The following is a 25,210-nucleotide window of genomic DNA, read 5'->3' on the forward strand; positions in this document are numbered from 1 at the left end:
CAAATCGACGAACGTCACAATCCCGCCTTCAACGCCCGCCCCTTCAAAGATTGACCGCGCGCGAACTGCGTGGAACGGAGGCAGGAGGCGCTCCGACACCGTGTCACGCGAATCAGTCAGATGGGTCGCATGACGCAGAGCGGCGACAGTTACGAAGGCAGTTTGCTAGACCCCGGTCCGGGGCTGTGGACCGTCGCGGTCGCCAATCGCTTTTCCGTGCTGATGGAGAACGAGGCCTATTTCGACGCCCTGTCGTCGGCGATCCACAAGGCAGAACGCTCCATCGTGCTGCTGGGCTGGCAGTTCGATCCGCGCACCCATCTGGACCCCGAAACCCGGCCCGGCGACAAGTCGGCCGAGATTGGTCGCCAGTTGCGGATGTTGGTTAAGAAGAAGCCCGATCTTGATGTGCGGCTGCTGATCTGGAAATCGCCGCTGCTGATCGCGGCGTCGCAGGGCTTTTATCCGCACCGGGCGCAACGCTGGTTCCGCAAGCGGATGGTGGAGTTCCGACTGGATTCGCCGGGACCGATCGGCGCCTGCCATCACCAGAAGGTGGTGGTGATCGACGACAAGGTGGCCTTCTGCGGCGGGGGCGACATCTCGACGGACCGCTGGGATTCCGACGAGCATCTGGACGGCGATCCGCGCCGCGCCCTGCCCAGCGGCCTGATCTGCAAGGCGCGCCACGAGGTGATGAGCGTGATGGATGGCCCGGCGGCGCGCGCGCTGGGCGATCTGGCGCGGGAGCGCTGGTTCAAGGCGACCTGGGAACGCACCACCCCGGATGAGGTCGAAAGCGATCCTTGGCCGGATGGCGTGCCGGTGCAGATGACCGACGTGCCCGTCGGCATCGCCCGCACCGAGCCCAAATGGTCGGGCCGGCACGAGGTGCGTGAGAGCGAGGCTCTGCACCTGGAAGCCATTCGTCGGGCTAAGCGTCTGATCTATTTCGAGAACCAGTATTTCACCTCACCGGTGATCGCCGCCGCCCTGGCCGAACGGCTGGCCGAAGTGGATGGACCGCAGGTGATCGTCATCTCGACGGCGAAAAGCCCCAGTTGGTTCGACAGTCTGACCATGGACACGGCGCGGGCCGAGGTGCTGCATCGGCTGGAGCAGGCCGATACCTACAACCGCTTCTTCGCCTTCGCCCCGCTGACCGAGCATGGCGACCGGATCATCGTCCATGCGAAGGTGACGATCATCGACGACCGGCTGCTGAGGATCGGATCTACGAACCTGAACAACCGCTCGATGGGGTTGGACACCGAGTGCGACATCGCCGCCGAGCCGACAGATGCGGCTGGGCGGGCCGTGATCACCGCCCACCGCCACCGCACCATCGCCCATTGGCTGGGCGTCGCGACCCAGGATTATGCGGCGGTGGAGGGGGTGTTCGGATCGGTCGGCCAGGCGATCTGCAGCTTCGAGACGGATCGGTTGAAGCCGCTTGGGTCGGACCCGCCGACGCGCATCCAGAGGATGTTCGCCGAATGGCAACTGGGCGATCCGACCTCTTCGACCGACGCCTGGCGGCCGTGGAAGCGGCTGAACCGGTCGCACCGCACCCGCCCCGCGTCCGAGGGCGGTCAGGCGCCGGGCTGAATTACGTCGAAGTCGATGATCAGCGGCAGATGGTCCGACGCCACCCTCGCCAGGGGCGAGAAAGCCGACCGCACCGCGCGGATGCGGATCTCCGGGCTGACGAAACAGTGGTCGATGCGGATGGCCGGGAAGGCAGAGGGGAAGGTCTTCACGCTGGGCTTCAGGCCCAACTGACGCTGACAGTCCTGAAGGCTTCGGCACAGGGTCTGGTAGGGGCGGGTGATGGAGGTAGCATTGAAGTCGCCCGCCAGCAGCGTCGGACCCGTGCAGGCGCCGACCCAGCCTGAACCGGCTAGCGCCGCCGCCTGAAGTCGTTGCTCGCGCGGCACCAGGCCCAGATGGGTGTTCAGAACGTTGATGGCGGTTCCGCCGATCTCGATCTCGGACCAGATGGCGCCGCGCGGCTCCAGACCCGGAATGCCCTTGATCGTCGGGAGGGCGTCGGCGCGCATCAGTCGTTCGGGGTGGGGTGTCAGGATGGCGTCGCCATACTGTTCCGCCTCGACCCGCATCGCCGCATGAAAGCGCGAGGTCATGGCCAGACCCTTGGCGATAGCCTGCGCCTGATCCACGCCGCCGGTGCGGACGCGGCCGACATCCAGTTCCTGAAGGCAGACGATGTCCGGTTCGTATTCGCCGATGACGGCGACGATCCGGCTGACGTCCAGCCGGCGATCGGTGCCGACGCAGCGATGGACATTGTAGGTCAGAAGACGGGGCATGATCGGGCGGATCTGTGAGCGTTGACCGTGGGCTAGGCCTTCTGACGCGCGATTGCGACCCCGATACGACGGTCAGAGCAGGATCAGGTGATCAGGCAGTTCGTTGGGATTGTTCGGGCGCGGCGGGAAATGTCGGGCCAACACCTCTCCGCACAGGGCGATAGCCGCCGCAAACCCTTCGACCGGACGGTCGGCGCGCAGTTCGCGGGTCAGAACCGCGACGGCCTGGGCCCAGGCCTCTTCATCGACCTTGGTGTAGATGCCCTCGTCCGCGATCAGCTCGACCTGCTGCTCGTCCAGGGCGGCGAAGATCAGGACGCCGGTGCGCTGGTCGGTGACATGGACGCCTTGGGCCAGGAACTGCTGAAGGGCCGCCTCTCGCACTCGCGCCCGTCGGATGGCTGGGGGCGTCGCCAGACGACGGACAGCGGAAATGCGGGTGAACAGGAAGACGCCGATGAAGACCATCGCCTGGGACAGGGCATAGAGAGCCAAGGCCTGACCCGTGGTCGCTGCCTGTGCGGCTTGATGCGCGGCTTCCCACCTGTCGCCGGGCCAGCGGAAATCCAGCACGAAGGGAATGAAGACGATGGGCGTCAGCAGCGCCATCGCCGCCGCCCAGGCCAGGCTGACATCCACATAGGCGGACACCCGTCGTGAGACGACGCAGAAGATTTCGCCCGACGTCTGCTGCTCAGCCGTTGAGATGGCCTCGGCGATCCGGGCGCGGTCGTTGTCCGTGATTTGCATCACCATCCCCCCGAGGCGCCGCCGCCGCCGAAACTGCCGCCTCCGCCACCGAATCCACCACCGCCGCCGCTGAAGCCGCCGCCGCCGCGCCCGGAGTTTCGCAAGGCCTCGGATGCGGCCCACAGCAGGACCGAGCCGACGTTGCTGCGGCGTCCCCGCCCTGAACGCATGGCGATCAGGAACATGAACAGGAAGATGGCCGCGATGATGACGATCGGCACGATGGATTCGCCCTTGGCATCCTGTTGCTGGACCGCCGCCTGGGCCCGAGCCTGGGCCTCTGCGGGATCGAGCGACAGCTGCGCGATCAGGGCGTCCACGCCCTTGATCACGCCGGCCTGATAATCGCCGTCGCGGAACGATGGCAGGATGTCGTTGCGAATGACCTGGGACGAGAAGGCGTCGGTCAGGATCGGCTCCAGCCCGTAGCCGACCTCGACGCGGACCTTGCGTTCGTTCGGCGCGACGATCAGCAGGACGCCGTTGTCGTTTTCCTTCTGGCCGATGCCCCAGGCGCGACCCAGCTGATAGCCGTAGTCCTCGATCGCCTGGTCCTGAAGACTGTTGACCGTGACGACCGCTAACTGGTCCGTGGAGCTGGCTTCCAGCGCCGCCAGCTTCTCGGTCAGGGCCTGTTCGGTCGCTGGATCGAGCAGATTGGCCTGATCGACCACCCGGCCGGTCAACGCGGGGAAGTCGAGCTTGCTTTGGGCGGCCGCCGGAAAGGCCAACAGCAGAGCGGCGATCAGGCCCAGAAGGAGGGCGGCGAGGCCCGTCGGACGCCGCGCTGCCGCGTGAAACGCTGTCACTGAGCGGGCGGGGGCGCGCCCGGCGCCACAGCCGGTGCACCGCCGCCGGGCGCCGAGGCGTTGGCGGGCGGGGCGTTCAGGTTGAAGTTGACTTGGGGCGCCGACTGGGCCGCTGCCGTGGCGGTGAACAGCTGCATCGGCTGCGAGCCGCCGTGCAGGGTCTTGGCCCAGATCACCTGCGGGAAGGTGCGCAGCGTGGTGTTGTAGTCGCGGACCGCCTCGTTGTAGTCGCGGCGCGAGATGGCGATGCGGTTCTCGGTGCCTTCCAGCTGCGACTGCAGGGTCAGGAAGTTCTGGTTGGCCTGAAGCTGGGGATAGGCCTCGACCGTGACCAGCAGGCGCGACAGGGCGCCCGACAGTTGTCCCTGGGCCTCCTGATACTGCTGGAAGGCCTGCGGGTTATTCAGGTCGTCGGCCGAGACATTGACCGAGGTGGCGCGGGCGCGGGCGTTGATCACGTCCGTCAGGGTGGTGCGTTCCTGGATCGCGGCGCCCTGAACGGTGGCGACCAGATTGGGAACCAGGTCGGCGCGGCGCTGATACTGGCTCTGCACGTCCGCCCAGGCCGCCTCGGCGCGTTCCTGCTTGGTCGGAATGGTGTTGTAGCCGCAGCCCGCGACTGCGGGGACGATCATCAGAGCGCCGGTCAGAGCGACGGCGCGAACGTTGAAGCGGACCATGACATCTCCCAGTCGGCGATAGCGCCGCAGAGCGGGACTATTCACCGGCCCAATAAATGCATCAAGCGTCCAATGGCTCCGGTTGGATATTGTTGATGCGGCAGGCCGCCGAATAGGTGTTGGCCAGCAGACAGGCGATGGTCATGGGGCCGACGCCGCCCGGCACCGGGGTGATGCGACCGGCGACCTCGACCGCCTCCTTGAAGGCCACGTCGCCGACGACGCGGGTCTTGCCTTCGGCGGCCTTGACCGGGTCGGCCGAGGGGACGCGGTTGATGCCGACGTCGATGACGGTCGCGCCCGGCTTGATCCAGTCGCCCTTGATCATCTCGGGACGACCGACGGCGGCGACCAGGATGTCGGCGCGGCGGCACACCTCGGGCAGGTCACGCGTGCGGGAATGGGCGACGGTGACGGTGCAGCTTTCGCCGAGCAGAAGCTGGGCCATCGGCTTGCCGACGATGTTGGAGCGGCCGACGATCACGGCGTTCAGACCCGACAGGTCGCCCAACTGATCCTTGAGCAGCATCAGGCAGCCCAGCGGCGTGCAGGGGGCCAGGCCCGGCAGGCCGACGGCCAGCCGACCCGCGTTGACGACGTGGAAGCCGTCCACATCCTTGTCCGGAGAAATGGCGTCCAGCACGACCGAGGCGTCGATGTGGGCGGGCAAGGGTAGTTGCACCAGAATGCCGTGGATGCCCGCATCCGCATTCAACTGGGCGATCAGGGCCAGCAGCTCTTCTTGGCTGGTCGTATCAGACAGGCGGTGGGTATCGGATCGCATGCCGGCGCGCAGGGTCGTCTCGCCCTTGTTGCGCACATAGATCTGGCTGGCGGGATCCTCACCGACGATGACGACGGCCAGGCCGGGTTTGACGCCGTATGCGCTCTCCAGCCGGGCGACGGCAGCGCCGACACGCTCCACCAGGGCAACCGAAAAGGCCTTGCCGTCGATCAGGGTCACAGGCGTGGATTGGGCCGACATGGCAGCTCCGTCTGGCGGGAAATCAGGATGGCGGCGATTTACAGCCGTCACGGTTCGGCGTCTATGATCCGCGTCCACTACTGGAGGAATTCATGAACCGTCCGTCTCTTGCCGCCGCTGTCAGCACCGTCGCCCTTCTGTGGGCCGCCGCGCCGGCGATGGCCCAGGACGCCCAGCCCTTGCGGATCGGCGCGACGGTCAACGGCGCCCTGACGGACGCAGACGGCAAGGCCGCGGACGACGAATATCGCTATGACGACTATCGGTTCGACGCGCGCGCAGGCCAGCGTCTGGAAGCCATTCTGAGGTCCGACGCCTTCGATGCGTTTCTGGCGGTCTATGCGGACGGCGCCGAGGGCGAGCCGCTGGCGACCGACGACGACGGGGTGGAAGAGGGCACCGATGCCCGCCTGCGTTTTACGCCCGAGCGGGCCGGCGCCTATGTCCTGCGGGCCAGGACGCTGAGCGGACTGGATGGCGGCGACTATCGACTGTCGCTGCAGGAACGGCCGGCCCCGCCGCGTGCGCCGCGACCCAGCGGCATCCGCCTCGGCGCGACCCAGAGCGGCGAACTGACCGCTCGTGATCCTGAGCAAGAGGATGGTGGCCGCTATGACGCCTACACCTTCAGCGCCAACGCCGGCGACCGGTTCGTCGTGACCCTGGACTCCAGCGCCTTCGATCCTCTGGTGCGGGTCGGGCGGATGAACGGTCCCGATTTCGTCGAGATCAGCTCCAACGACGACGCCCCCGGCGGCGGATTGAATTCGCGCCTGACTTTCACGGCCCCGACGGCGGGCGAATACATCATCCGCGCAACCTCGCTGGAAGACGGCTTGGGCCGCTACGAGGTTGGCCTGGCCGAGGCGCCGCCCGCCCCGCCCTCCAAGCCGATCGCCGTGGGCGACGAGATCAAGGGCGAACTGGGTTCCGACAGCGCCACCAACGACAACGGCCAGCGCGCCGAGACCTATCGCTTCACCGGCACGAACGGCCAGCGCGTCGCCATCGAGATGAAGTCGAGCGATTTCGATACCTATCTGACCCTGCGTCGCGCGTCGGACGATTCGGTACTGGCCGAGGATGACGACGGGGCCGGATCGGGCACCGATTCCCGCATCGCCCGCACCCTGGACGCCGATGGCGACTATATTATCGAGGCGCGCGGCTTCAGCGACGAGGCCGAAGGAGACTATACGCTGAAGGTGACCGAAACCGCGCCGCCGCCCCCGCCTACGGCGGCGACCTTTGGGGAGAAGGTCGAGGGTGAGATCACGGACGAGGACCCCCAGGGCGACGACGGCAAACGCTATGACGCCTATGTCTTTACCGGGACGGAGGGGCAGCGCGTCCAGGCGATCCTGCGTTCGGGCGATTTCGACGCCTATCTGGAGATCGGCGAGGCGGGCGATACGTTCGAGGCTCTGGCCAGCGACGACGACGGCTTGGCGGAAGGCACGGATTCGCGCCTGAACTTCACCCTGCCGTCGGCCGGCGATTATGTGGTGCGGGCCTCGCCGCTGAGCGCGGACGGCAAGGGGCTGTATTCGCTCGAACTGCTGGATCGCGGGCCTGAACCCAAGCCGGGCAGTCTTCTAGTTGGCGGGACCGTGCGCGGAACCCTGTCCAACAGCGCCGCCCTGAGCGACGAAGGCGCCTATTTCGACGCCTATCGGTTCCAGGCCAAGAAAGATGAGAAGTTGCGGATCACCATGGTCTCGAACGCCTTCGATTCCTTCATTGACCTGGGCCGGGTCGATGACGACGGCGACTTCACCAGCCTGGCGACCGATGACGACGGCCTGTCGGACGCTCACGCCAAGCTGGATTGGACGGCGCCGGACGATGGTTGGTATCTGGTGCGCGCCCGCGCCTATGGCCCCAACCAGACAGGCGCCTACGCCCTGACGGTCGAACGCCAGCCGGCTGGGGCTTCGGCCGTCGCCCACGATGAGATCCCCGTCATTGTGATGCCGAAATAAGGCCTGTGACCGACGCGGCTCCGCTAAACCGCAAAGACCAGCACCTGGACGTGGTGCTGGCCGGGCGCGGCCGACACGCGCGCGACGCGGGTTTCGACCGGGTGCATTTCGTCCATGAGGCGCTGCCGGATCTGGATCACGACAAGATCGACCTCGGCGCCGACTTCCTGGGCCGGCGGCTGAAGGCGCCTTTGCTGATCAGCGCCATGACCGGCGGACCGACGCGCGCCGAGGCGATCAATGCGCGCCTGGCCGAGGCGGCCCAGCATCTGGGCATCGCCTTGGCTGTCGGTTCGCAGCGCGCGGCGGTCGAGGGCGGGGCGGCGGGCGGTCTGGACCGGACGCTGCGTCGTCGGGCGCCGGACACCTTCATCCTGTCCAACATCGGGGCGGCCCAGTTGACGCGCGGCTTCGGGCTGGACGAGGCCCGGCGGGCGGTCGAGATGATCGACGCCGACGCCCTGGTCGTTCACCTGAACCCGTTGCAGGAGGCCTGTCAGCCCGAGGGCGACCGCGACTGGTGGGGCGTCGGGGCGGCGCTGGAGGCTCTGGTCCTCAAGCTGGAGGTTCCGGTCGTCGTCAAGGAGACCGGCGCGGGCCTGTCGGGACGCACGGCGCGGCGGTTGGTGGATATGGGCGTGGCCGCGGTGGATGTCGCCGGAGCCGGCGGCTCCAACTGGGGACTGGTCGAGGGCGAACGCGCCGTCGATCCGGCAGACAAGGCCCACGCCGCCGTCTTCTCCAACTGGGGCACGCCCACGGCCCATGCGCTGGTGGACGTCAGGCGCGCCTGCCCGGAGGCCGTCATCATCGGATCGGGCGGTGTGCGCAACGGGCTGGACGTCGCCAAGGCGATTCGTCTCGGCGCCGACGTGGCGGGGCAGGCGGCGGGGGTGCTGGCGGCGACGACCATCTCGACCGATGCCGTCGTCGATCATTTTCAACTGGTCATCCGACAACTGAGAACCGTCTGTTTCTGCACCAACTCCGCCAATCTGGCGGCCCTGAGACGGGCCCCGCTGCACCCCTTCGATTGATCTGCGCGGTTGCTAATCCCTCGGCGCCGCGTGTAGAGGACCGCCTCCTGTTGGGGAGTAGCTTCCGGCGTCAGCGTCGGGATCGTGTCAACATACTCGCGTTTCGACGCGTGGCGCGATCAGCGGACAATCACCGCCTAGCGAGACCAGCGCGTTCCACCGCCGCACCGGCCGGAGTGGAACCGCTGTCTTGCGTCCGGTCGAGTGCAGTCCATGACCCCAGGAACCATCGCCATCCTGTCCCTCAGCATGTCCACGGACGCCTTTGCGGCGGCCGTGGGACGCGGGGCCTCGCATCGACCGGCCGTCAAGGACGCGATCAAGGCCGGGCTGGTGTTCGGCGTCATTGAGGCAATTACGCCCCTGATCGGCTGGGGCTTGGGCATCATCGCCGCCGGCCTGGTCGAGAAGGCGGATCACTGGATCGCCTTCACCCTGCTGCTGATCGTCGGCGGCAAGATGATCTGGGAAGGCGCCAAGTCGCGCGATGCGGAAGATGACGCCGCGCCGCGCCGGTCCGGCCCCTGGGCCCTGATCGCCACCGCCGTCGGCACCAGCATCGACGCGGCGGCCGTCGGCGTGGGCCTGGCCTTCATCGGCGTGAACATCTGGGTGATCGCCGCCTCTATCGGCTTCACCACCTTCGTCCTGACCACCATCGGGATGCTGATCGGCAAGGCTGTGGGAACCCGGTTCGGCAAGACCGCAGAGATCATCGGCGGCGTGGCCCTGATCGGCCTGGGCACGACGATCCTGCTGGAGCACCTGGGCATCCTGGCCGGTTAAGCGGTCAGGCCGATGGCAGCAAGTCACCGGCAAACCTCCGGTACCTGCCCGCCCTGACGCCGTCCGTCGCACGGGCGATGTCGGGCGCGAAATAGTGGTCACTGGTGTAGGGGGCGGCGGCTTCGCGGACGATGGCGAAGACCTGTTCCAGCGCGGGGGAACTGGTCAGGGGGCGATGGAACTCAATCCCCTGCGCCGCCGCCAGCAGTTCGATTCCGACGACCGTCGCCGTGTTCTCGGCCATATCCAGCAGACGGCGCGCGCCGTGGGTGGCCATGGAGACGTGGTCTTCCTGATTGGCGCTGGTGGGCACCGTATCCACGCTGCACGGATGGGCGACCATCCGGTTTTCGGCGATCAGTGCGGCGGCGGTCACCTGCGCGATCATGAAGCCGGAGTTCAGGCCGCTTTCCTTGACCAGGAAGGCCGGCAGTTCGCTCATCTTCGGATCGACCAGGATGGCGGTGCGACGCTCGGAGATATTGCCGATCTCGCACAGGGCCATTGCGATCTGATCGGCGGCGAAAGCAACAGGTTCGGCGTGGAAGTTTCCGCCCGAGATCACGTCTCCGTCCTCGATGAATACCAGAGGATTGTCGGTCACGGCGTTGGCCTCGCGTTCCAGAGTGGCGGCGGCCGTGTTCAGCACGTCCAGGATCGCGCCCATGACCTGGGGCTGGCAACGCAGGGAATAGGGGTCCTGAACCTTGGCGCAGTCGTCGCGGTGGCTGTCGCGGATGGCCGAGCCGGTCATGAGTTCGCGAAGGCGGGCGGCGACTGCGATCTGGCCCGGCTGACCGCGCAGCGCATGGATGCGCGGATCGAACGGGGCGTCGGAACCTTTCAGTGCATCGACCGAAAGGGCGCCGGCCGCGATGCCGGCGGCGAATACGGCTTCGGCCCCAAACAGGCCGGCCAAGGCCAGGGCGGTGGAACATTGAGTGCCGTTCAGCAGGGCCAGGCCTTCCTTGGGGCCGAGCGTCAGGGGCGTCAGGCCGATCTTGGCCAGGGCCGCTTCGGCCTCCAGCATCTCGCCGTTCAGCCGCGCCTCGCCCACGCCGATCAGGACGCAGGACATATGGGCCAGCGGAGCCAGGTCGCCCGAGGCGCCGACCGACCCCTTGGACGGGATGCAGGGCAGGACGTCTGCGTTGACCAGCGCGATCAGCGCCTTCAGCGTCTCGCGCCGAATGCCCGAGGCGCCCCGCGACAGGCTGGCGATCTTCAGCACCATCAACAGGCGCGTCACCGCATCGGGCAGCAACGGTCCGACGCCGCAGGCGTGGCTGAGCACCAGGTTGCGCTGAAGCGTTTCCAGATCCTCCGGCGCGATGGAGGTGTTGGCCAGCAGGCCGAAGCCCGTGTTGACGCCATAGACGGTGCGGCCCTCCGCCACGATGTCGGCGATGGTCGCCGCGCTCTTCTCGACATCGGCCCAGGCGGCGGGGGTGACAGAGACGGTCACGGGGCCGTCCAGCACGGCGCGTAGCTGGCAGAGGGTAAGGGGCGATTGGCCGATGGTCAGGGTGGTCATGGCTCAGGCCTTCAGGCTCGGAAGGTTCAGTTCGTGCTCGCGGGCGGCCGCGCGGGCGATCTCGTAGCCGGCGTCGGCATGACGCATGACGCCGGTGGCGGGGTCGTTCCACAGCACCCGCTCCAGCCGTCTGGCGGCCTCAGGCGTGCCGTCGGCGACGATGACGACGCCTGAATGCTGGGAATAGCCCATGCCGACCCCGCCGCCGTGGTGCAGCGACACCCAGCTGGCGCCCGAGGCTGTGTTCAGCAGGGCGTTCAGCAGGGGCCAGTCGGAGACGGCGTCGGAGCCGTCCATCATGGCCTCGGTCTCACGGTTCGGGCTGGCGACCGAGCCGCTGTCCAGATGATCGCGGCCGATAACAATGGGGCCGGACAGTTCGCCCGAGGCCACCATCTCGTTGAACATCAGGCCGGCGCGGTGTCGATCACCCAATCCGATCCAGCAGATACGTGCCGGAAGGCCTTGAAATGCAATGCGCTCGCCCGCCATGTCCAGCCAGCGATGCAGGCCGGCGTCGTCGGGGAAGAGCGCCTTCATCGCCGCGTCGGTCTTTCGGATATCGTCTGGATCGCCGGTGAGGGCGGCCCAGCGGAAAGGGCCGATCCCCCGGCAGAACAGCGGGCGGATATAGGCCGGGACGAAGCCGGGAAAGTCGAAGGCGTTTATGACGCCGGCATCGAAGGCGACCTGGCGGATGTTATTGCCGTAGTCGGTCGTCGGCACGCCCATCGCCTGGAAGGCCAGCATCGCCTTGACGTGTTCGACGATGGAGGTGCGCGCGGCGACGGCGACGCTGTCAGGATCGCTGACGCGCTTGTCTTCCCATTCGGCGACGGTCCAGCCGGAGGGCAGATAGCCGTTGATCAGGTCGTGGGCGCTGGTCTGGTCGGTGACCAGATCGGGGCGAACACCGCGTTTCACCATTTCAGGCAGGACATCCGCTGCATTGCCCAACAGACCGACAGATGAGGGTTTTCCCGTTCGCCCGGCGTCTTCGATCAGAGCCAACGCCTCGTCCAGCGTCTCGGCCATGACGTCGAGGTAGCGGGTCTTCAGCCGCATCTCGATCCGGCTGCGCTGGCATTCGATGGCCAGGCAGGAGGCGCCCGCCATGGTCGCGGCCAGGGTCTGGGCGCCGCCCATGCCGCCCAGGCCAGCCGTCAGGATCCACTTGCCCGACCAGTCGCCGCCATAGTGCTGGCGCCCGGCCTCCATGAAGGTCTCATAGGTGCCTTGGACGATGCCCTGGGTGCCGATGTAGATCCACGACCCGGCCGTCATCTGACCGTACATCATCAGGCCTTTGCGATCGAGTTCGTTGAAATGCTCCCAGGTCGCCCATTTGGGCACCAGGTTGGAGTTGGCGATCAGCACCCGCGGGGCGTCGGCATGGGTGCGGAAGACCCCGACCGGCTTGCCCGACTGAACCAGCAAGGTCTCGTCGGCCTCCAGCGTCTTCAGCGTCTCGACGATCTTGTCGAAGGCGGCCCAGTCGCGCGCGGCCTTGCCGATGCCGCCATAGACGACCAGGTCCTGAGGCCGCTCGGCCACTTCTGGGTCGAGGTTGTTCATCAGCATGCGCATGGCGGCTTCGGCCGCCCACGTCTTGGCGGACTTGTCCGGCCCGCGCGGGCTGCGAACGATCCGGGCGTTGGGCGTGTTCATCTTTGGCTTTCCGCGAAGTCGATGCAGGCGGTCAGGACGCGGTGCAGATGCCGACGCATCGGCTTGGCGCGCTCCGGTTCGTAGGCGCTGGGCCAGTTGTCGGGCGACACAGGACCGGCGTGATCGAGGGTGTAACCCCGGTCCGCCAGTTCCATCTGGATGGCGTGAACGCCGGTTTCGGGGCGGCCATAATGGCGTGTGGTCCAGCCGCCCTTGAACCGGCCGTTGACGATCAGGCTGGCCCCACTGACGGCGCAGGCGGCTTCGACAGCCTGGGTCAGTTCAGCGGCGCAGGTCGCGCCGTCGTTGTCGCCGATGTTGAACTGGGGCAATTCGCCCTCGAACAGGCGCGGCACCACCGAGCGGATCGAGTGGGCGTCGTAGAGGACGACAGGGCCTTTGATACGCAGGCGGTCCAACTGATTCTGAAGGGCGGCATGATAGGGATCGAACCAGGTCGCCCGTCGCTCGGCGATCTCGGCCGCGTCGGGTTCTTGGCCCGCCGGATATAGTGGCTCGCCGTCGAAGGTTTCGATGGGGCACAGGCCGGTGGTCGTCATGCCGGGGTAGAGGGAGGCCCCCGACGGATCGCGGTTCACGTCGATGACGCTGCGCGACACGCCGGTGCGGACCAGGGTTGCGCCCATGTCGACGGCGAAGTCGTACAGCCGATCAACCCACCAGTCTGCGTCCTTGCGCGCCAGCCAGCCTGAATTCATCCGCGCCTCGATGGCGGCCGGAATGTCGGTCCCCGTGTGCGGCAGGCCGATCACCAGCGGCGCCGAACCCTCATGGACGGTCAGCCAGTCCTGCATCCGTTCAGCCTCCCTCGCCAAATCGATCCATCGTGGTATGTCTAGACATATTGATCGTAATCAAACGGACCTGTCCAGTGACCCTTCAGCCGCAGCCTGTGGATCGCACCCTCTGGTTCGAGGCGGCTCTGCTGCCGGACGGCTGGGCGCACGATATCCGCGTCGGCATGGCGGACGGGCGAATCGCCAGTCTCGAAGCGGGCGTAGCGCGCATTGGAGGGGATGAGGGCGGCGGAGTCGCCTTGCCGGGCGTGGCCAATGTCCACAGCCATGCCTTCCAGCGGGCCATGGCCGGTCTGACCGAGGCGCGCGGGCCATCCGACGACGACTTCTGGACCTGGCGCGAACTGATGTACCGCTTCCTCGACCGGGGCGGGCCGGAAGAGATCGAGGCCATCACCGCCCTGGCCTTCATGGAAATGCTGGAAGGCGGCTTCACCCGCGTCGCCGAGTTCCATTATCTGCATAACGAACCATCGGGCGCCGCCTATGCGGATCGGGCCGAGATCGCCGCGCGGATCGTGGCGGCGGCTGAAGGGACGGGCATCGCCCTGACCATGCTGCCGGTCTTCTACGCCCATGCCGGGTTCGGGGGGCAGCCGCCGTCGCACGGACAGCGTCGCTTCATCAACGATCTGGACGGGTTCGCGGATCTGGTCTCGCAGTGCAGGACTTTGACGGCCGATCTGCCGGACGCCGTGGTCGGCGTGGCCCCGCACAGCCTGCGCGCCGTCAGCCCGGACGAGCTCGCAGCCCTGCCTGCGCTGGCGGGCGATGGGCCGATCCATATCCATGTGGCCGAACAGACCAAGGAGGTCGCGGACTGCCTGGCATGGTCGGGCGCCCGGCCGGTCGAATGGCTGCTGGCCAATGCGCCGGTCGATCCGCGATGGTGCCTGATCCACTCGACCCATGTGACCGAGACCGAATGGCGAGGCGTCGTTGGGCGCGGCGCCGTCGTCGGCCTGTGCCCGATCACCGAGGCCAATCTGGGCGACGGCGTGTTTCCGGCGGCTGAGTTCACACGGGCCGGCGGGCGGTTCGGGATCGGCACGGATTCCAACGTCCAGATAGGCGTGGCCGAAGAGTTGCGGATGCTGGAATACAGCCAGCGTTTGGCGCTGCGCGGTCGCGCGGTCATGGCGGACCCTCAGCGCTCGACGGGCCGCGCCCTGTTCGACCGCGCGCTGGCCGGCGGCGCCCAGGCGACGGGCGCGGCAACGGGTCTGTGCGTCGGCGCATCGGCGGATCTGGTGTCGCTCGATACCAGCGGCGTGGCCTTCGCCGGACGGTCGGGCGATGCGGTGCTCGACAGCTGGATATTCGGCGCGCCGACGGGCTCGATTTCGTCGGTTTGGCGCGCGGGGCGCGAGGTCGTGAAGAACGGCCGCCACGTCGCGCGGGACGCCATCGAGACGCGCTATCGCAAGGCGCTGGCGACGGTGCTGGGGTGAGCCTTCATCGCCGCATCTACGCCGATCTGGAGGGGCGCATCCTGTCCGGCGATCTGTCGCCCGGCGACCGGATTCCGTTCGAGCACGAACTGACCGACCGCTACGGCTGTTCGCGCATGACGGTGTCGAAGGCCATCTCCGAACTGGCGGGCCGGGGGCTGGTCACGCGCCGTCGCCGCGCTGGCACCTTCGTCGCCCAGCCTAAAGCGCATGCCGCCGTTCTCGCCATTCCCGACCTTTGGGCCGAGGTGATCGAGCGAGGACAGGTTTATGGCTATGTCCTGCTGGTGCGGGTCGAGCGCGAGCCGGAGGGCGCGGACGAAATCGCACTGGCGTCGGGCGGTCGTCTGCTGGATCTGACCTGTTTGCACAGCGCCGACGGCGCACCGCTGGCGCTGGAGCATCGATTGATCGCCCTCGGGGCTGCACCCCAGGCTATAAATGTAGATTTTCAAACGGTTCCGCCGGGAAGTTGGCTGCTGGACTCCGCGCCCTGGACCGAGGCCGAGAACCGCATCTCGGCCGTTGCGGCCGACGCCCGTGCCGCGCGCCTGTTGAAACTCAAGCCCGGCGCCGCCTGCCTGTGCGTCGAGCGGCGGACGTGGCGGGACGGGCAGGGGGTGACGCGGGTCTGGCAGACCTTCCCCGGCGACCGCTATGATCTGGTGGCGCGTTTCTCGTCAGCCCATTCACCCGTTCTGGCCAAGGAGCCCCGCCGATGAAGGCCGACCGTCTGCTGATCGACTGTCACGTCGCCACCATGGTCGAGGGACCGGTTCCCTATGGCGCAATCCACGACGCGGCCGTGGTCGTCGCGGACGGCCGCATCGCCTGGGTAGGGCCGCGCGCCGATCTGCCCGCCGTAGACGCCACTGAGACCGAGCGGCTGCACGGGCGCTGGGTGACGCCGGGCCTGATCGACTGCCATACGCACCTGGTGTTCGGTGGCGACCGCTCGGCCGAGTTCGAGCAGCGACTGGGCGGCGCCACATATGAGGAGATCGCACGCGCCGGCGGCGGCATCGTCTCCTCGGTCAAGGCCACGCGGGCGGCGTCGGAAGACGAACTGTTCGCCTCGGCACTGACGCGGCTGGCGGGGCTGAAGGCCACCGGCGTCACGATCGTCGAGATCAAGTCCGGCTATGGGCTGGATCGCGAGACGGAGCTGAAGATGCTGCGTGTCGCCCGCCGGATCGGACGCGAAGGCGGGGTGCGTGTCCGCACCAGCTATCTCGGCCTGCACGCCGTGCCGCCGGAGTATCGCGAAGATCGCGCCGCCTATGTCGATCTGGCCATCGACGACATCCTGCCCGCAGCCCATGCCGAAGGCCTGGTCGACGCGGTCGACGCCTATTGCGAGCCCATCGCCTTTTCGACCGACGAGGTGTCGCGCCTGTTCGACAAGGCCCGCGCCCTGGGCCTGCCGGTCAAGCTGCACGCCGATCAGTTGTCGAACGGCGGCGGCGCGGCGCTGGCGGCGCGCTATCAGGCCCTGTCCGCCGACCACATCGAACATGCGACTGAGGAAGGCGTCGCCGCCATGGCCGCCGCCGGGGTGGTCGCCGTCCTGTTACCAGGCGCCTACCTGATGCTGCGTGAAACGAAAGCGCCACCCGTCGATCTGCTGCGCCGCCACGGCGTGCACATGGCCGTCGCCACCGACTGCAACCCCGGCACCTCGCCCTTGGGCTCCATGACCGCCGCCCTCAACCTCGCCTGCGTCCAGTTCCGCCTGACCCCGGAAGAGGCCCTGGTCGGCGCGACGCGAGAAGCGGCGCGTGCGCTTGGGATGCTGGACGAAATGGGCACAATCGAACCGGGGAAGGCGGCGGACCTTGCGATCTGGGACATCTCCCGCCCGGCGGAGCTTTGCTACTGGTTGGGCAAACCCGTGCTCCACGCCATAGCGTAAAACACCCCATGATTGTGGCCGTGATAAATACACGTTAAAGAGGTCTTCAGTTGGGGGATTCTCTTTATGGATGTGGACGAGTTCATCAGGATCTGGACGAACACTCCGGCTTCGGAGCGGGATGCAGCGCAGTCGTTTGTCATCCATCTCTGTAAGATAATTGGTGTCGCCGCTCCGAACGAGAAGAAGGTCGGTGATCTGGACTACGGGTTTGAGCGGATCGTTCGGTTTCGTCATGATGACTCCAGCTCCCACTGGGGGTTCATCGACTGCTACCGTCGCGGATCCTTCGTTCTGGAAGCAAAACAGACGGCGAAACGGCTGGCTGGCGGGCCGGACACCAACCAGATGAAATTCGTCGGGCCAGACGTCGTCGAGCGAAAAATGGAAAACGCCAGGGCGCAGGCCAAAGGCTATGCGCGCGCACTGGACGAATGGCCGCCGTTCCTCATCATCGTGGACGTGGGGCGATCCATCGAGCTTTGGTCCGATTTCAGTCGGATGGGAAAGACCTATCTCCACTACCCGGATCGCGAAAACTACAGGATATCGATCTCAGATCTAAGCGATCCCAAGATCCGAGAACGGCTTGCGGCCGTCTGGACCGATCCAATGTCGCTCGACCCGGCGAAAAAGGTCGAGGATGCGACCACCGAGATTGCAGCGATCCTAGGCCGGTTAGTCCAATCGTTCCGCACGCGCTTTTCACGAGATGCCAATGGGGCCGGCGATCCGGTGCATCGTGCGGCCTGGGAAAAACGGGTGGCCGTCTTCGTCATGCAGTGCGTGTTCGCCATGTTCGCCGACAGCGTTCAACTGATCCCGGACAGGGCGTTTGCGCAGTTTTTGAAGAGCTACAAGGGCGACGCGAAGAACCTGCACAGAGCGATCAGCCAAGTCTTCCGCACGATGGACACCGGCGGTCATTGCACGGTGCTTCGATGCGATATGCGCTGGTTCAACGGCGGTCTGTATGCCGAAGACGCCGCGATCGCCGTGTCGGAGGGTGAACTCGATATCCTCTGCCAAGCTGCTGGCTGTGATTGGGCGAGGGTCGAGCCGGCGATTTTCGGCGCACTGATGGAGAATGCGCTTTCAACCGAGGAGCGCGGTGAGCTGGGCGCTCACTACACCCCGAAAGCCATGGTCGAGACGCTCGTCCAGGCCACCATAATGGATGTCCTTCAGAAAGAGTGGGAAGCTGCCGCCGTTCAGATCGACAAGTTCGAGAAGCACGGCGATCTGCGCAAGGCGACGGATCTGGCGAAGTCGTTCCATCTGGCCCTGTGTCACATCAAGGTGCTCGACCCCGCGTGCGGCACCGGCAATTTTCTTTACATCGCCATGGACAGAATGAAGGGCCTCGAAGGCGAGGTGATAGAGCGGCTGGCGGCTCTTGGTGAGTCTCAGAGGGTTCTTGACACCGATGGGTCATCGGTCGGCCCACGCCAGTTCATGGGGATAGAGAAAAGCACCCAAGCCGTCTGGATCGCGACGGTGGTCATGTGGATCGGCCATTTGCAGTGGCATTATCGCCTTTCAGGAAAAGTACACCCATCCAATCCCATCCTGAAGGACTACTGCGTCGTCGAGCAGGGTGACGCCATTCTGGCATGGCGCGGAATGTCTCCGGCGCCAACGTCTAAAGACGGTATTCGCTATGTCGAGCCCTATGCCCCGACGTGGCCTAAGGCGCATTTTATCATCGGAAACCCGCCGTTCATCGCGGGCAAGGATCTTCGCGCCGAGTTGGGTTCAGCCTATGTCGAAGCGCTCTGGTCCTCTCGTGGTGATCGCTTTCGATCAGCGGATATCGTGACGGTATGGTGGGATCGGGCCGCTGAAATCCTTGTCTCGGATATCGGAAAGCAGGGACCGTTCGAGAATATCTCCGACCTGCCCAAGAAGCGTTCGATACCTGAGCCGGCTCTTCAGCGCTTTGGATATGTAACGACCAATTCGATCACGCAAAACTTCTCGCGTCGTGTTGTCGAGGAAAGGCTTGGCGGCGCGTCGCCGATGCGGCTGACCTTCGCTATCGCTGACCACCCCTGGATCAAGGGCGAGGCAGCTGCAGCCGTCAGGGTCGCGATGACGGTCGCAGAGGCCGGGGCGCCTGATGGTCGCGGGCGCCTGTTGCAGGTCGTTCAGGAAAGCGTAGACGGCTTAGTCTATACTGAAACCAGAGGCGATATAGGAAGCGATCTGACGATCGGGCGCGGGATTGATCGCGCGGTTGTGCTCAAGGCCAACCGCCTGCTGGCCCATCGCGGCGTGCAACTGATGGGGGAGGGCTTCCAGGTCTCTTCGGACAAGGCTGAGACGTTGGCGAGCTTATCCGTGGATCGTCATATCATCCCGCTTAGACCTTATCGAAACGGCAAGGATCTGACAGAGCGGTCGCGCGATCTTCAGGTCATCGATCTGTTCGGCTGGTCGCAAGAGGACGCAAAACGACAGCATCCCGGCTTCATGCAGCATTTGATGGAGACGGTGAAGCCGGATAGGGATGTCAACAACCGGCCCTCCTATCGCGATAACTGGTGGATTTTCGGCGAACCAAGACGAGATCTTCGCGACGCCGTGAAGGGACTGCCTCGTTTCATCGTTACGGTAGAGACGTCAAAACACCGATGGTTCCGATTTCTCGATGCCTCGATATTGCCGGACAATCGTCTGGTCTGCATTGCGTCCGACGACCCGTTCGTCCTGGGCGTCCTTTCGTCCAGAGTACACAGGGCGTGGGCGCTCGCTGTCGGGGGGAGGCTTGAGGATCGTCCCGTCTATTCAAAAGGCTTATGTTTCGATCGGTTTGCGTTTCCTGACATAAGCAGTCTGGCGCGGCAGGAAATCGCCACCGTCGCCGAGGGCCTGGACGATCGGAGAGCCCATGTGCTGGCCTGCAATCCCGGCATGGCGATGACGACGCTCTACAACGTCATGGAAAAGACATCTGCGGGTGTTGCGCTGACTGAGGCCGAACGAACCGTCCGCCAAGTCGGATGCGTGGACCTGCTGCTGGATGCCGGCCAGCGTCTGGATCGACTGGTGTTCCAAGCTTACGGATGGGCGTCCGATGTCGGTGACGCGGCTATCGTTTCACACCTGGTGGCTCTCAATCAGAGTCGCGCTCTGGAGGAAGATGAGGGGCGAATACTCTTCCTTCGTCCCGAGTTCCAAAAGACCAGGCTACCCAAGCTACGAAAATTCCTTCCGTCGGCGCACGTCGAACAGAATGTCTCTCGTCCACCGCTACCCTCGGATGAGATTGGCCGGATAATGAGCGTTCTGGAGGTATTGCGCGGCGTCGGTCGCCCTTTGGACGCTGACGATCTCAAGTCGCTTTTCGAAGTTCCGAAGGGCGCACAGAGCGTAACCAAAAGTCTTCAGCACACCCTTGATATTCTGACTGCCGCAGGAAGCATCTACCGCACCGACGTTGGCTGGTTCGCGCCGAGGCGGATGCCGAGCTAGGGCTCAGGCCTGGGCGACGCCAATGGCCTTCATCAGGGCGTCGCGGATGGCGGCTTCGGTGAAGGGCTTCTGGATGGTGGGTTGGCCGCGCCATTCTTCGGGCAGGCCGCCTTCGCCATAGCCTGTGGAGAAAACGAAGGGCACGCCGCGCGCCTTGAGGATTTCGGCGACGGGAAAGACCTGGCGGCCGGAGACGTTGACGTCCAGCAGGGCGGCGTCGAGGTTGTCGGTGTCGCGGGCCAGGGTCTCACCATCGTCGATGTTGGACGCGGGACCGACCGGAATGCATTCCATGTCTTCCAGGATCGTCTCCAGCAGCATGGCGACGAGGGATTCATCCTCGACGATCAGGACGCGGCGGCCGGTCAGGGGTTGGGTCATTGTGCGGCCGTCCTGTCGAGCGGAACCGTCAGTTCCGCGATCAATCCATCGGGGGCGTAGACCAGATCGATCTCGCCCGCCAGATCATGGCGAATGTTTCGTTCAATCAAGCGGCTACCGAAACCTCTTCTGTCCGGTACCGTAACTTTTGGGCCGCCCATTTCGCGCCAGCTGAGCTTCAGCTTGTGGGCCCTCTGATCGGCCAGAGACCAGTCGATCAGGATGCGGCCTTCAGGCGTGTGAAGCGCGCCGTATTTGGCGGCGTTGGTGGCCAGTTCGTGGAAGATCATGCCGAGAGACAGCACGATGGCGGGTTCCAGCGAAACCGGCGGGCCGTTCAGACTGATGCGCGTATGGCCGTAGGCCTCGGTCTCGTGCTCCAAGATGGCGCGCAGGTCGGCGCCTTCCCAATGGCTCTGCGTCAGCAGGTTGTGGGTGTGGGACAGGGCCATGATCCGGGACTGGAAGGTCTCGGCGAAGCCTGCGGGATCGGTGTTGGAACGGGCCGTCTGGATGGCGATCGACTGGACCGTGGCCAGGGTGTTCTTCACGCGGTGGTTCAGTTCGTCGATCATCAGCTTCTGGCGTTGGGCGGCCAGGACGTTCTCGGTGATCTCGTGACCCTGGACGAAGATGCCGACGACAGCGCCCGCGTCGTCGCGGATCGGCTGGTAGATGAAGTTGAGATAGACAGTTTCCAACGGGCCGTCGGGCGTGCGCTGAAGTTGGGCCACGCTCTCGCGGCCTTCGTAGGGTTCGCCGGTCGCGAACACCCCGTCCAGAAACTCATAAAAGCCTTGGCCCACCAGTTCCGGCAGGGCCTCACGGACCGGCTTGCCGGCGATGTCGCGGTGGCCGATCAACTGGCTATAGGCGTCGTTGTGCATCTGGAACCGGTGTTCCGGGCCGGACAGGATGGCGACGAAACCCGGCGCCTGCATGAACATTTCGACCAGACGATTACGCTCTGTCTCCAAGCGGCGGTTGTCTTCCTGCACGGACTGGGCGCGGCGCAAGACCGAGCCGCCGACGATGGCGTCGAGGGCGGTGGTGGGCTCGTCCGGCTGGATGGTCGGGGACAGGTCGGTGACATCCGTGGTGTGCTGGAGCAGCAGCACCACCTCGCCGGCGTCGTTCAGGATCGGCGTGTGGGTGGCGCTCCAGATCCGTTCCACGAAGACCTCGCTGCCGTCCGGCAGCGTCTTGGGCATGGAGTAGCGCACGACGGCAAGGTGATCCCGTTGTCGAGTATCGCGCGCCTTTTCCAGAGAGGCGCGGACCTGGCGCACATTTTCCGGCGCCTCGGTTCCGGGGCCGGAGTCGAAGGTCGCGAACAGAGGTTGGCCCAGCACGTCGTCGCGCCTGGCGCCGGTAACGTCGATATAGGCCTGATTGACCTCAGCGATGCGCAGGTCAGTCGTGAGCAGCAGATAAGGGTTGGGCGAGGCCTCGAAGGCCGCGCCCAGATCGACGGTCAGGTCGCTTGATTTTGTCGTGTCGTTCAACGCCTACCCCGTCCAGCTTGACGATAACGCACGATCTCGAAATCGGTTCTACCGCGAGATGTCGTCAACTGTGATCGCGAGGTCATTGGCCTGATCTCAGGATTTGCTAATCAGCGAGGATGACAATCGCCGGCGTCTTCGCCACCCTCTCGCTCATGATGGCGCCCGCAGCCGACCAGCCCTCCGTCCGCATTCAGCAGGGCGTCCTGATCGGACGCGCCGATGCCGACGTGGCCGCGTTCAAGAACATCCCCTACGCCGCACCGCCGATGGCCGATCGACGCTGGCGCCCGCCGGGCCCGGCGCCGACGTGGCAGGGACAGCGCGACGCCGGCGCCTATGGGCCCCTGTGCATCCAGGCGCCGCCCAACGGAGACCCGGGCGTCGGACCCTTGCCGATGAGCGAGGACTGCCTGAACCTGAACGTCTGGCGGCCGGTGGGCACGCGCCAGCCGGCGCCGGTCATGGTGTGGATCCACGGCGGCGGTCTGGTGAACGGGTCGGGCACGGCGCCGCTCTATGACGGCACGACCCTGGCCAAGCGCGGCGTCGTCGTGGTGACGCTGAACTATCGGCTGGGGCGGTTGGGCTTCTTCGACCATCCGGCGCTGGCGGCCGAGCGACCGGCGGGTGAAGCGGCGGGCAACTATGGCCTGATGGATGTGACGGGGGCGCTGAAATGGGTGCGCGCCAATATCGCGGACTTCGGCGGCGATCCCGAGAACGTCACGATCTTTGGCGAGTCTGCGGGCGGCGCCATCGTGACGCGGCTGATGATCTCGCCGCCGGCGCGGGGGCTGTTCGACCGGGCCGTGGTGCAGTCGGGCCTGGGGCGGGAGTTGCAGACGCCGCTGGACAAGAAAGGGCCGCACGGCGCGCCGTCGGCGCGTGAGCGGGGCGAGGTCTGGTCGTTCGGCGCGGGCCTGAGAAGCGCCGCCGATCTGCGCGCCGCGCCAGCCGAGATGTTCCTGACGCCGCCGCCTGTTTTCGCCAACGGCGACCTGACCCTGATCGACGGGCGGATCGTGCCGTCCACGGTCGAGGCGGCGTTCAAGGCGGGGCGCCAGGCGCCCGTGCCGATGATCATCGGCACGAACAGCGCCGAGTTCTGGTGGATGCGGCCGACGGATCGGAACGGCTATGGCCAGATCGACGACGACATGACCTGGCTGGAGCGGGCCGACGCGGTCCAGGCCTATGGCGGTCTGGAGGCGTTCGACAAACTGGCCATCACGGATCTGGTTTTTTCCGAACCGGCGCGGATGCTGGCGCGGCTGCACAACAAGGCCGGTCATCCGGCCTGGCTGTATCGGTTCGACATCTCGTCGCCGCAGAACCCCGAGCCGCACGGCGGGGCCACCCATGCGATCGAGCGGCCTTATGTGTTCGGAACCCTGAACACCTTGCCGTACCCGGTCGAGGATCGGGATCGCAAGGCGTCGGAGGCGATGATCGGCTACTGGACCGCCTTTGCGCGTTCGGGCGATCCCAATGGCGTCGGCCGGATCGAATGGCCTCGCGCCAGGGCAGGGGATACCCGGCTGATGAACTTCGGCAACGTCGGGCCGACGGTGACGCCGGTGCCGTTCAGCGCGCGGCTGGACCTGCTGGAACGGTTCCGCGACCGGCCCCGGCCGTAAGGGCGTCAGCCGGCCGAAGTGGCGCCGGACTGCTTCTCCTTCAGGGTGACCAGTTCCTCTGCCATGGTCGGATGGACGGCGCAGGTCGCGTCCCACTGGGCCTTTGTCAGGCCGGCCTTCACGGCGATGGCGGCGAGCTGGATCATCTCCGGGCTTTCGGGGCCGACGATGTGGACGCCGACCACGCGTTGGCTGTCGGCGTCGACCACCAGCTTCATCAAAACCCGCTCGTCAGAGCCGGTGAAGGCGTATTTCATCGGACGGAAACGGGTGACGTAGACGTCCACGCCCTTGGAGCACGACCGGCGGGCCTCGGCCTCGCTGAGGCCCACGACGCCGACCGGCGGCTGGCTGAAGACGGCGGTGGCGACGGCCTCGTAGTCGAAGTGCTGGGGATTGTCTCGATAGACGGTCTGGTGGAAGGCGACGGCCTCGCGGATGGCGACGGGCGTCAGGTTCATCCGGTCGGTCACGTCGCCGATGGCCCAGATGTTGTCGGCGGTGGTCTTCGAGTACGGATCGACCTTGATCGCACCCTCGTCGTTCAGCTCGACGCCGGCGGCTTGCAGACCCAGGTCCTTGACGTGAGGGATACGGCCGGTGGCGAACATGACCACGTCGGCTTCCAGCTTCATGCCGTTCTCCAGGTGGTTGACCAGGCCGGTGACGGTCTTTTCGATCTTCTCGTGCTGGCAGCCCAGGATGACCTTGATGCCGCGCTTCTCGATCTCGCCCGCCAGGTGCGCGCGCACGTCGTCATCGAAGCCGCGCAGGATGTTGGGGCCGCGATAAATGAGGGTTGTCTCGACGCCCAGGCCGGCGAAGATGCCCGCAAACTCCACCGCGATGTATCCGCCGCCCGCGATCAGGATGCGCTTGGGCAGTTCGGGCAGGTGGAAGGCTTCTTCCGAGGTGATCGTATGTTCGATGCCGGGCATATCTTCCGGCTTCCACGGGCGACCACCGGTGGCGATCAGGATTTTCTCGGCGGTGATGGTGCGGTTCTTGCCGACGATCTCGACGGTGTGGGCGTCCTTCAGGACCGCGCGGCCGTGGACCAGTTCGACCCCGGCCTTGCCCAGGTTGGCGGCGTAGATGCCCGACAGGCGCGCGATCTCGACGTCCTTGGCCTCAAGGAAGGTGGGCCAGTCGAACTTGGCGTTGTCGAAGGACCAGCCGTAGCCCTCGGCGATCTCCAGCGCGTGGCTGACCTCGGAGGCCATCACCATAAACTTCTTGGGCACGCAGCCTCGGATGACGCAGGTGCCGCCGACCCGATACTCCTCGGCGACCGCGACCTTCTTGCCGTCGAGCGCCGTCAGCCGCGCCGCCCGAACCCCGCCCGAACCGGCGCCGATGACGAAGAGGTCGTAGTCGTAGTCGGCCATGGGTGGATTCCGTTCAGCAGAGGGCATCGGCATTTAAGCCGCGCTGCGCGAAATCCAAGAGGTTCAAGCTATTGGGAAAC

The 25,210-nt window shown here is 65.9% G+C and carries 20 protein-coding genes and 1 riboswitch; of the genes, 9 read left to right on the plus strand and 11 right to left on the minus strand.

Going from position 1 to position 25,210, the window contains the following annotated elements; all coding sequences use genetic code 11:
• The first annotated feature begins 129 nt into the window (after positions 1–129).
• Entirely contained in the window at positions 130–1,608 is a 1,479-nt protein-coding gene (locus WC597_RS05405) for a phospholipase D-like domain-containing protein (protein ID WP_372692257.1), read from the plus strand.
• Here WC597_RS05405 and WC597_RS05410 read toward each other — a convergent pair.
• From WC597_RS05410 to folD, 5 genes are all read right to left on the minus strand, one after another.
• Entirely contained in the window at positions 1,593–2,330 is a 738-nt protein-coding gene (locus WC597_RS05410; protein WP_372692258.1) for an endonuclease/exonuclease/phosphatase family protein, read from the minus strand. The genes WC597_RS05405 and WC597_RS05410 overlap by 16 nt on opposite strands.
• A gap of 72 nt (positions 2,331–2,402) precedes the next feature.
• Positions 2,403–3,080 (minus strand): TPM domain-containing protein, encoded by a 678-nt coding sequence (locus tag WC597_RS05415; protein WP_372692259.1) that lies wholly within the window; start codon positions 3,078–3,080, stop codon positions 2,403–2,405.
• On the minus strand, positions 3,080–3,889 hold the full coding sequence (locus WC597_RS05420; RefSeq protein WP_372692260.1) for a YgcG family protein: 810 nt from the start codon (positions 3,887–3,889) through the stop codon (positions 3,080–3,082). The genes WC597_RS05415 and WC597_RS05420 overlap by 1 nt, the downstream gene beginning before the upstream one ends.
• A complete protein-coding gene (locus WC597_RS05425; RefSeq protein ID WP_372692261.1) occupies positions 3,886–4,569 on the minus strand; it encodes a LemA family protein in 684 nt (227 codons plus the stop codon). Before WC597_RS05425 ends, WC597_RS05420 begins: the two co-directional genes overlap by 4 nt.
• A gap of 61 nt (positions 4,570–4,630) precedes the next feature.
• Positions 4,631–5,554, minus strand: coding sequence for a bifunctional methylenetetrahydrofolate dehydrogenase/methenyltetrahydrofolate cyclohydrolase FolD (gene folD, locus WC597_RS05430; RefSeq protein WP_372692262.1), 924 nt, complete (start codon positions 5,552–5,554; stop codon positions 4,631–4,633).
• Positions 5,555–5,646: 92 nt separating this feature from the next.
• Between folD and WC597_RS05435 the strand changes: the two genes are divergently transcribed.
• From WC597_RS05435 to WC597_RS05445, 3 genes are all read left to right on the plus strand, one after another.
• Complete coding sequence (locus WC597_RS05435; protein WP_372692263.1) at positions 5,647–7,536, plus strand: PPC domain-containing protein; 1,890 nt, start codon at positions 5,647–5,649, stop codon at positions 7,534–7,536.
• Between the two features lie 5 nt (positions 7,537–7,541).
• Complete coding sequence (gene fni / locus WC597_RS05440) at positions 7,542–8,573, plus strand: type 2 isopentenyl-diphosphate Delta-isomerase (RefSeq protein ID WP_372692264.1); 1,032 nt, start codon at positions 7,542–7,544, stop codon at positions 8,571–8,573.
• Positions 8,574–8,616: 43 nt separating this feature from the next.
• Positions 8,617–8,760, plus strand: a riboswitch (yybP-ykoY riboswitch).
• A 26-nt stretch (positions 8,761–8,786) separates the two neighbouring features.
• A complete protein-coding gene (locus WC597_RS05445; RefSeq protein WP_372692266.1) occupies positions 8,787–9,359 on the plus strand; it encodes a manganese efflux pump MntP family protein in 573 nt (190 codons plus the stop codon).
• A 4-nt stretch (positions 9,360–9,363) separates the two neighbouring features.
• On the opposite strand, the gene hutH is transcribed toward WC597_RS05445, so the two are convergent.
• From hutH to hutG, 3 genes are read right to left on the minus strand one after another with little or no spacing between them, the layout of a single operon-like run.
• On the minus strand, positions 9,364–10,893 hold the full coding sequence (gene hutH, locus WC597_RS05450) for a histidine ammonia-lyase (RefSeq protein ID WP_372692267.1): 1,530 nt from the start codon (positions 10,891–10,893) through the stop codon (positions 9,364–9,366).
• Between the two features lie 3 nt (positions 10,894–10,896).
• The gene (hutU, locus tag WC597_RS05455) at positions 10,897–12,561 is read right to left on the minus strand and encodes a urocanate hydratase (protein ID WP_372692268.1); all 1,665 of its coding nucleotides are present in this window, start codon (positions 12,559–12,561) and stop codon (positions 10,897–10,899) included.
• Complete coding sequence (gene hutG / locus WC597_RS05460) at positions 12,558–13,376, minus strand: N-formylglutamate deformylase (protein WP_372692270.1); 819 nt, start codon at positions 13,374–13,376, stop codon at positions 12,558–12,560. Before hutG ends, hutU begins: the two co-directional genes overlap by 4 nt.
• A 77-nt stretch (positions 13,377–13,453) precedes the next feature.
• Here hutG and WC597_RS05465 point away from each other — a divergent pair, with 77 nt between their 5' ends.
• The 4 genes from WC597_RS05465 (at position 13,454) to WC597_RS05480 (ending at position 20,216) form a co-directional block, all read left to right on the plus strand.
• Complete coding sequence (locus WC597_RS05465) at positions 13,454–14,830, plus strand: formimidoylglutamate deiminase (protein WP_372692272.1); 1,377 nt, start codon at positions 13,454–13,456, stop codon at positions 14,828–14,830.
• Entirely contained in the window at positions 14,827–15,552 is a 726-nt protein-coding gene (gene hutC, locus WC597_RS05470) for a histidine utilization repressor (protein WP_372692273.1), read from the plus strand. The genes WC597_RS05465 and hutC overlap by 4 nt, the downstream gene beginning before the upstream one ends.
• Complete coding sequence (gene hutI / locus WC597_RS05475; RefSeq protein WP_372692274.1) at positions 15,549–16,742, plus strand: imidazolonepropionase; 1,194 nt, start codon at positions 15,549–15,551, stop codon at positions 16,740–16,742. The genes hutC and hutI overlap by 4 nt, the downstream gene beginning before the upstream one ends.
• Positions 16,743–16,808: 66 nt before the next feature.
• Positions 16,809–20,216: a class I SAM-dependent DNA methyltransferase gene (locus tag WC597_RS05480; RefSeq protein ID WP_372692275.1), complete on the plus strand. Its 3,408-nt coding sequence runs from the start codon at positions 16,809–16,811 to the stop codon at positions 20,214–20,216.
• Positions 20,217–20,219: 3 nt separating this feature from the next.
• Here WC597_RS05480 and WC597_RS05485 read toward each other — a convergent pair whose 3' ends face one another.
• Entirely contained in the window at positions 20,220–20,597 is a 378-nt protein-coding gene (locus WC597_RS05485; RefSeq protein WP_372692276.1) for a response regulator, read from the minus strand.
• Entirely contained in the window at positions 20,594–22,102 is a 1,509-nt protein-coding gene (locus WC597_RS05490) for a sensor histidine kinase (RefSeq protein ID WP_372692277.1), read from the minus strand. Before WC597_RS05490 ends, WC597_RS05485 begins: the two co-directional genes overlap by 4 nt.
• A gap of 119 nt (positions 22,103–22,221) precedes the next feature.
• Between WC597_RS05490 and WC597_RS05495 the strand changes: the two genes are divergently transcribed.
• The gene (locus tag WC597_RS05495; protein ID WP_372692278.1) at positions 22,222–23,742 is read left to right on the plus strand and encodes a carboxylesterase/lipase family protein; all 1,521 of its coding nucleotides are present in this window, start codon (positions 22,222–22,224) and stop codon (positions 23,740–23,742) included.
• 5 nt (positions 23,743–23,747) lie between these two features.
• Here the strand turns inward: WC597_RS05495 and gor are convergent, their stop codons facing one another.
• The gene (gor, locus tag WC597_RS05500; RefSeq protein WP_372692279.1) at positions 23,748–25,130 is read right to left on the minus strand and encodes a glutathione-disulfide reductase; all 1,383 of its coding nucleotides are present in this window, start codon (positions 25,128–25,130) and stop codon (positions 23,748–23,750) included.
• Between the last annotated feature and the right edge of the window lie 80 nt (positions 25,131–25,210).

This window comes from Brevundimonas sp. (genome assembly GCF_041648115.1).
Lineage (GTDB): Bacteria > Pseudomonadota > Alphaproteobacteria > Caulobacterales > Caulobacteraceae > Brevundimonas.

Coding starts and splice junctions, on each gene's coding strand:
- gor (WP_372692279.1), bottom strand. CDS start 25,130: ATGGCCGACTACGACTACGACCTCTTCGTCATCGGCGCCGGTTCGGGC.
- WC597_RS05480 (WP_372692275.1), top strand. CDS start 16,809: ATGGATGTGGACGAGTTCATCAGGATCTGGACGAACACTCCGGCTTCG.
- WC597_RS05405 (WP_372692257.1), top strand. CDS start 130: ATGACGCAGAGCGGCGACAGTTACGAAGGCAGTTTGCTAGACCCCGGT.
- WC597_RS05410 (WP_372692258.1), bottom strand. CDS start 2,330: ATGCCCCGTCTTCTGACCTACAATGTCCATCGCTGCGTCGGCACCGAT.
- WC597_RS05445 (WP_372692266.1), top strand. CDS start 8,787: ATGACCCCAGGAACCATCGCCATCCTGTCCCTCAGCATGTCCACGGAC.
- hutI (WP_372692274.1), top strand. CDS start 15,549: ATGAAGGCCGACCGTCTGCTGATCGACTGTCACGTCGCCACCATGGTC.
- hutU (WP_372692268.1), bottom strand. CDS start 12,561: ATGAACACGCCCAACGCCCGGATCGTTCGCAGCCCGCGCGGGCCGGAC.
- WC597_RS05425 (WP_372692261.1), bottom strand. CDS start 4,569: ATGGTCCGCTTCAACGTTCGCGCCGTCGCTCTGACCGGCGCTCTGATG.
- hutH (WP_372692267.1), bottom strand. CDS start 10,893: ATGACCACCCTGACCATCGGCCAATCGCCCCTTACCCTCTGCCAGCTA.
- hutG (WP_372692270.1), bottom strand. CDS start 13,376: ATGCAGGACTGGCTGACCGTCCATGAGGGTTCGGCGCCGCTGGTGATC.
- WC597_RS05415 (WP_372692259.1), bottom strand. CDS start 3,080: ATGCAAATCACGGACAACGACCGCGCCCGGATCGCCGAGGCCATCTCA.
- WC597_RS05485 (WP_372692276.1), bottom strand. CDS start 20,597: ATGACCCAACCCCTGACCGGCCGCCGCGTCCTGATCGTCGAGGATGAA.
- WC597_RS05495 (WP_372692278.1), top strand. CDS start 22,222: ATGACAATCGCCGGCGTCTTCGCCACCCTCTCGCTCATGATGGCGCCC.
- folD (WP_372692262.1), bottom strand. CDS start 5,554: ATGTCGGCCCAATCCACGCCTGTGACCCTGATCGACGGCAAGGCCTTT.
- WC597_RS05435 (WP_372692263.1), top strand. CDS start 5,647: ATGAACCGTCCGTCTCTTGCCGCCGCTGTCAGCACCGTCGCCCTTCTG.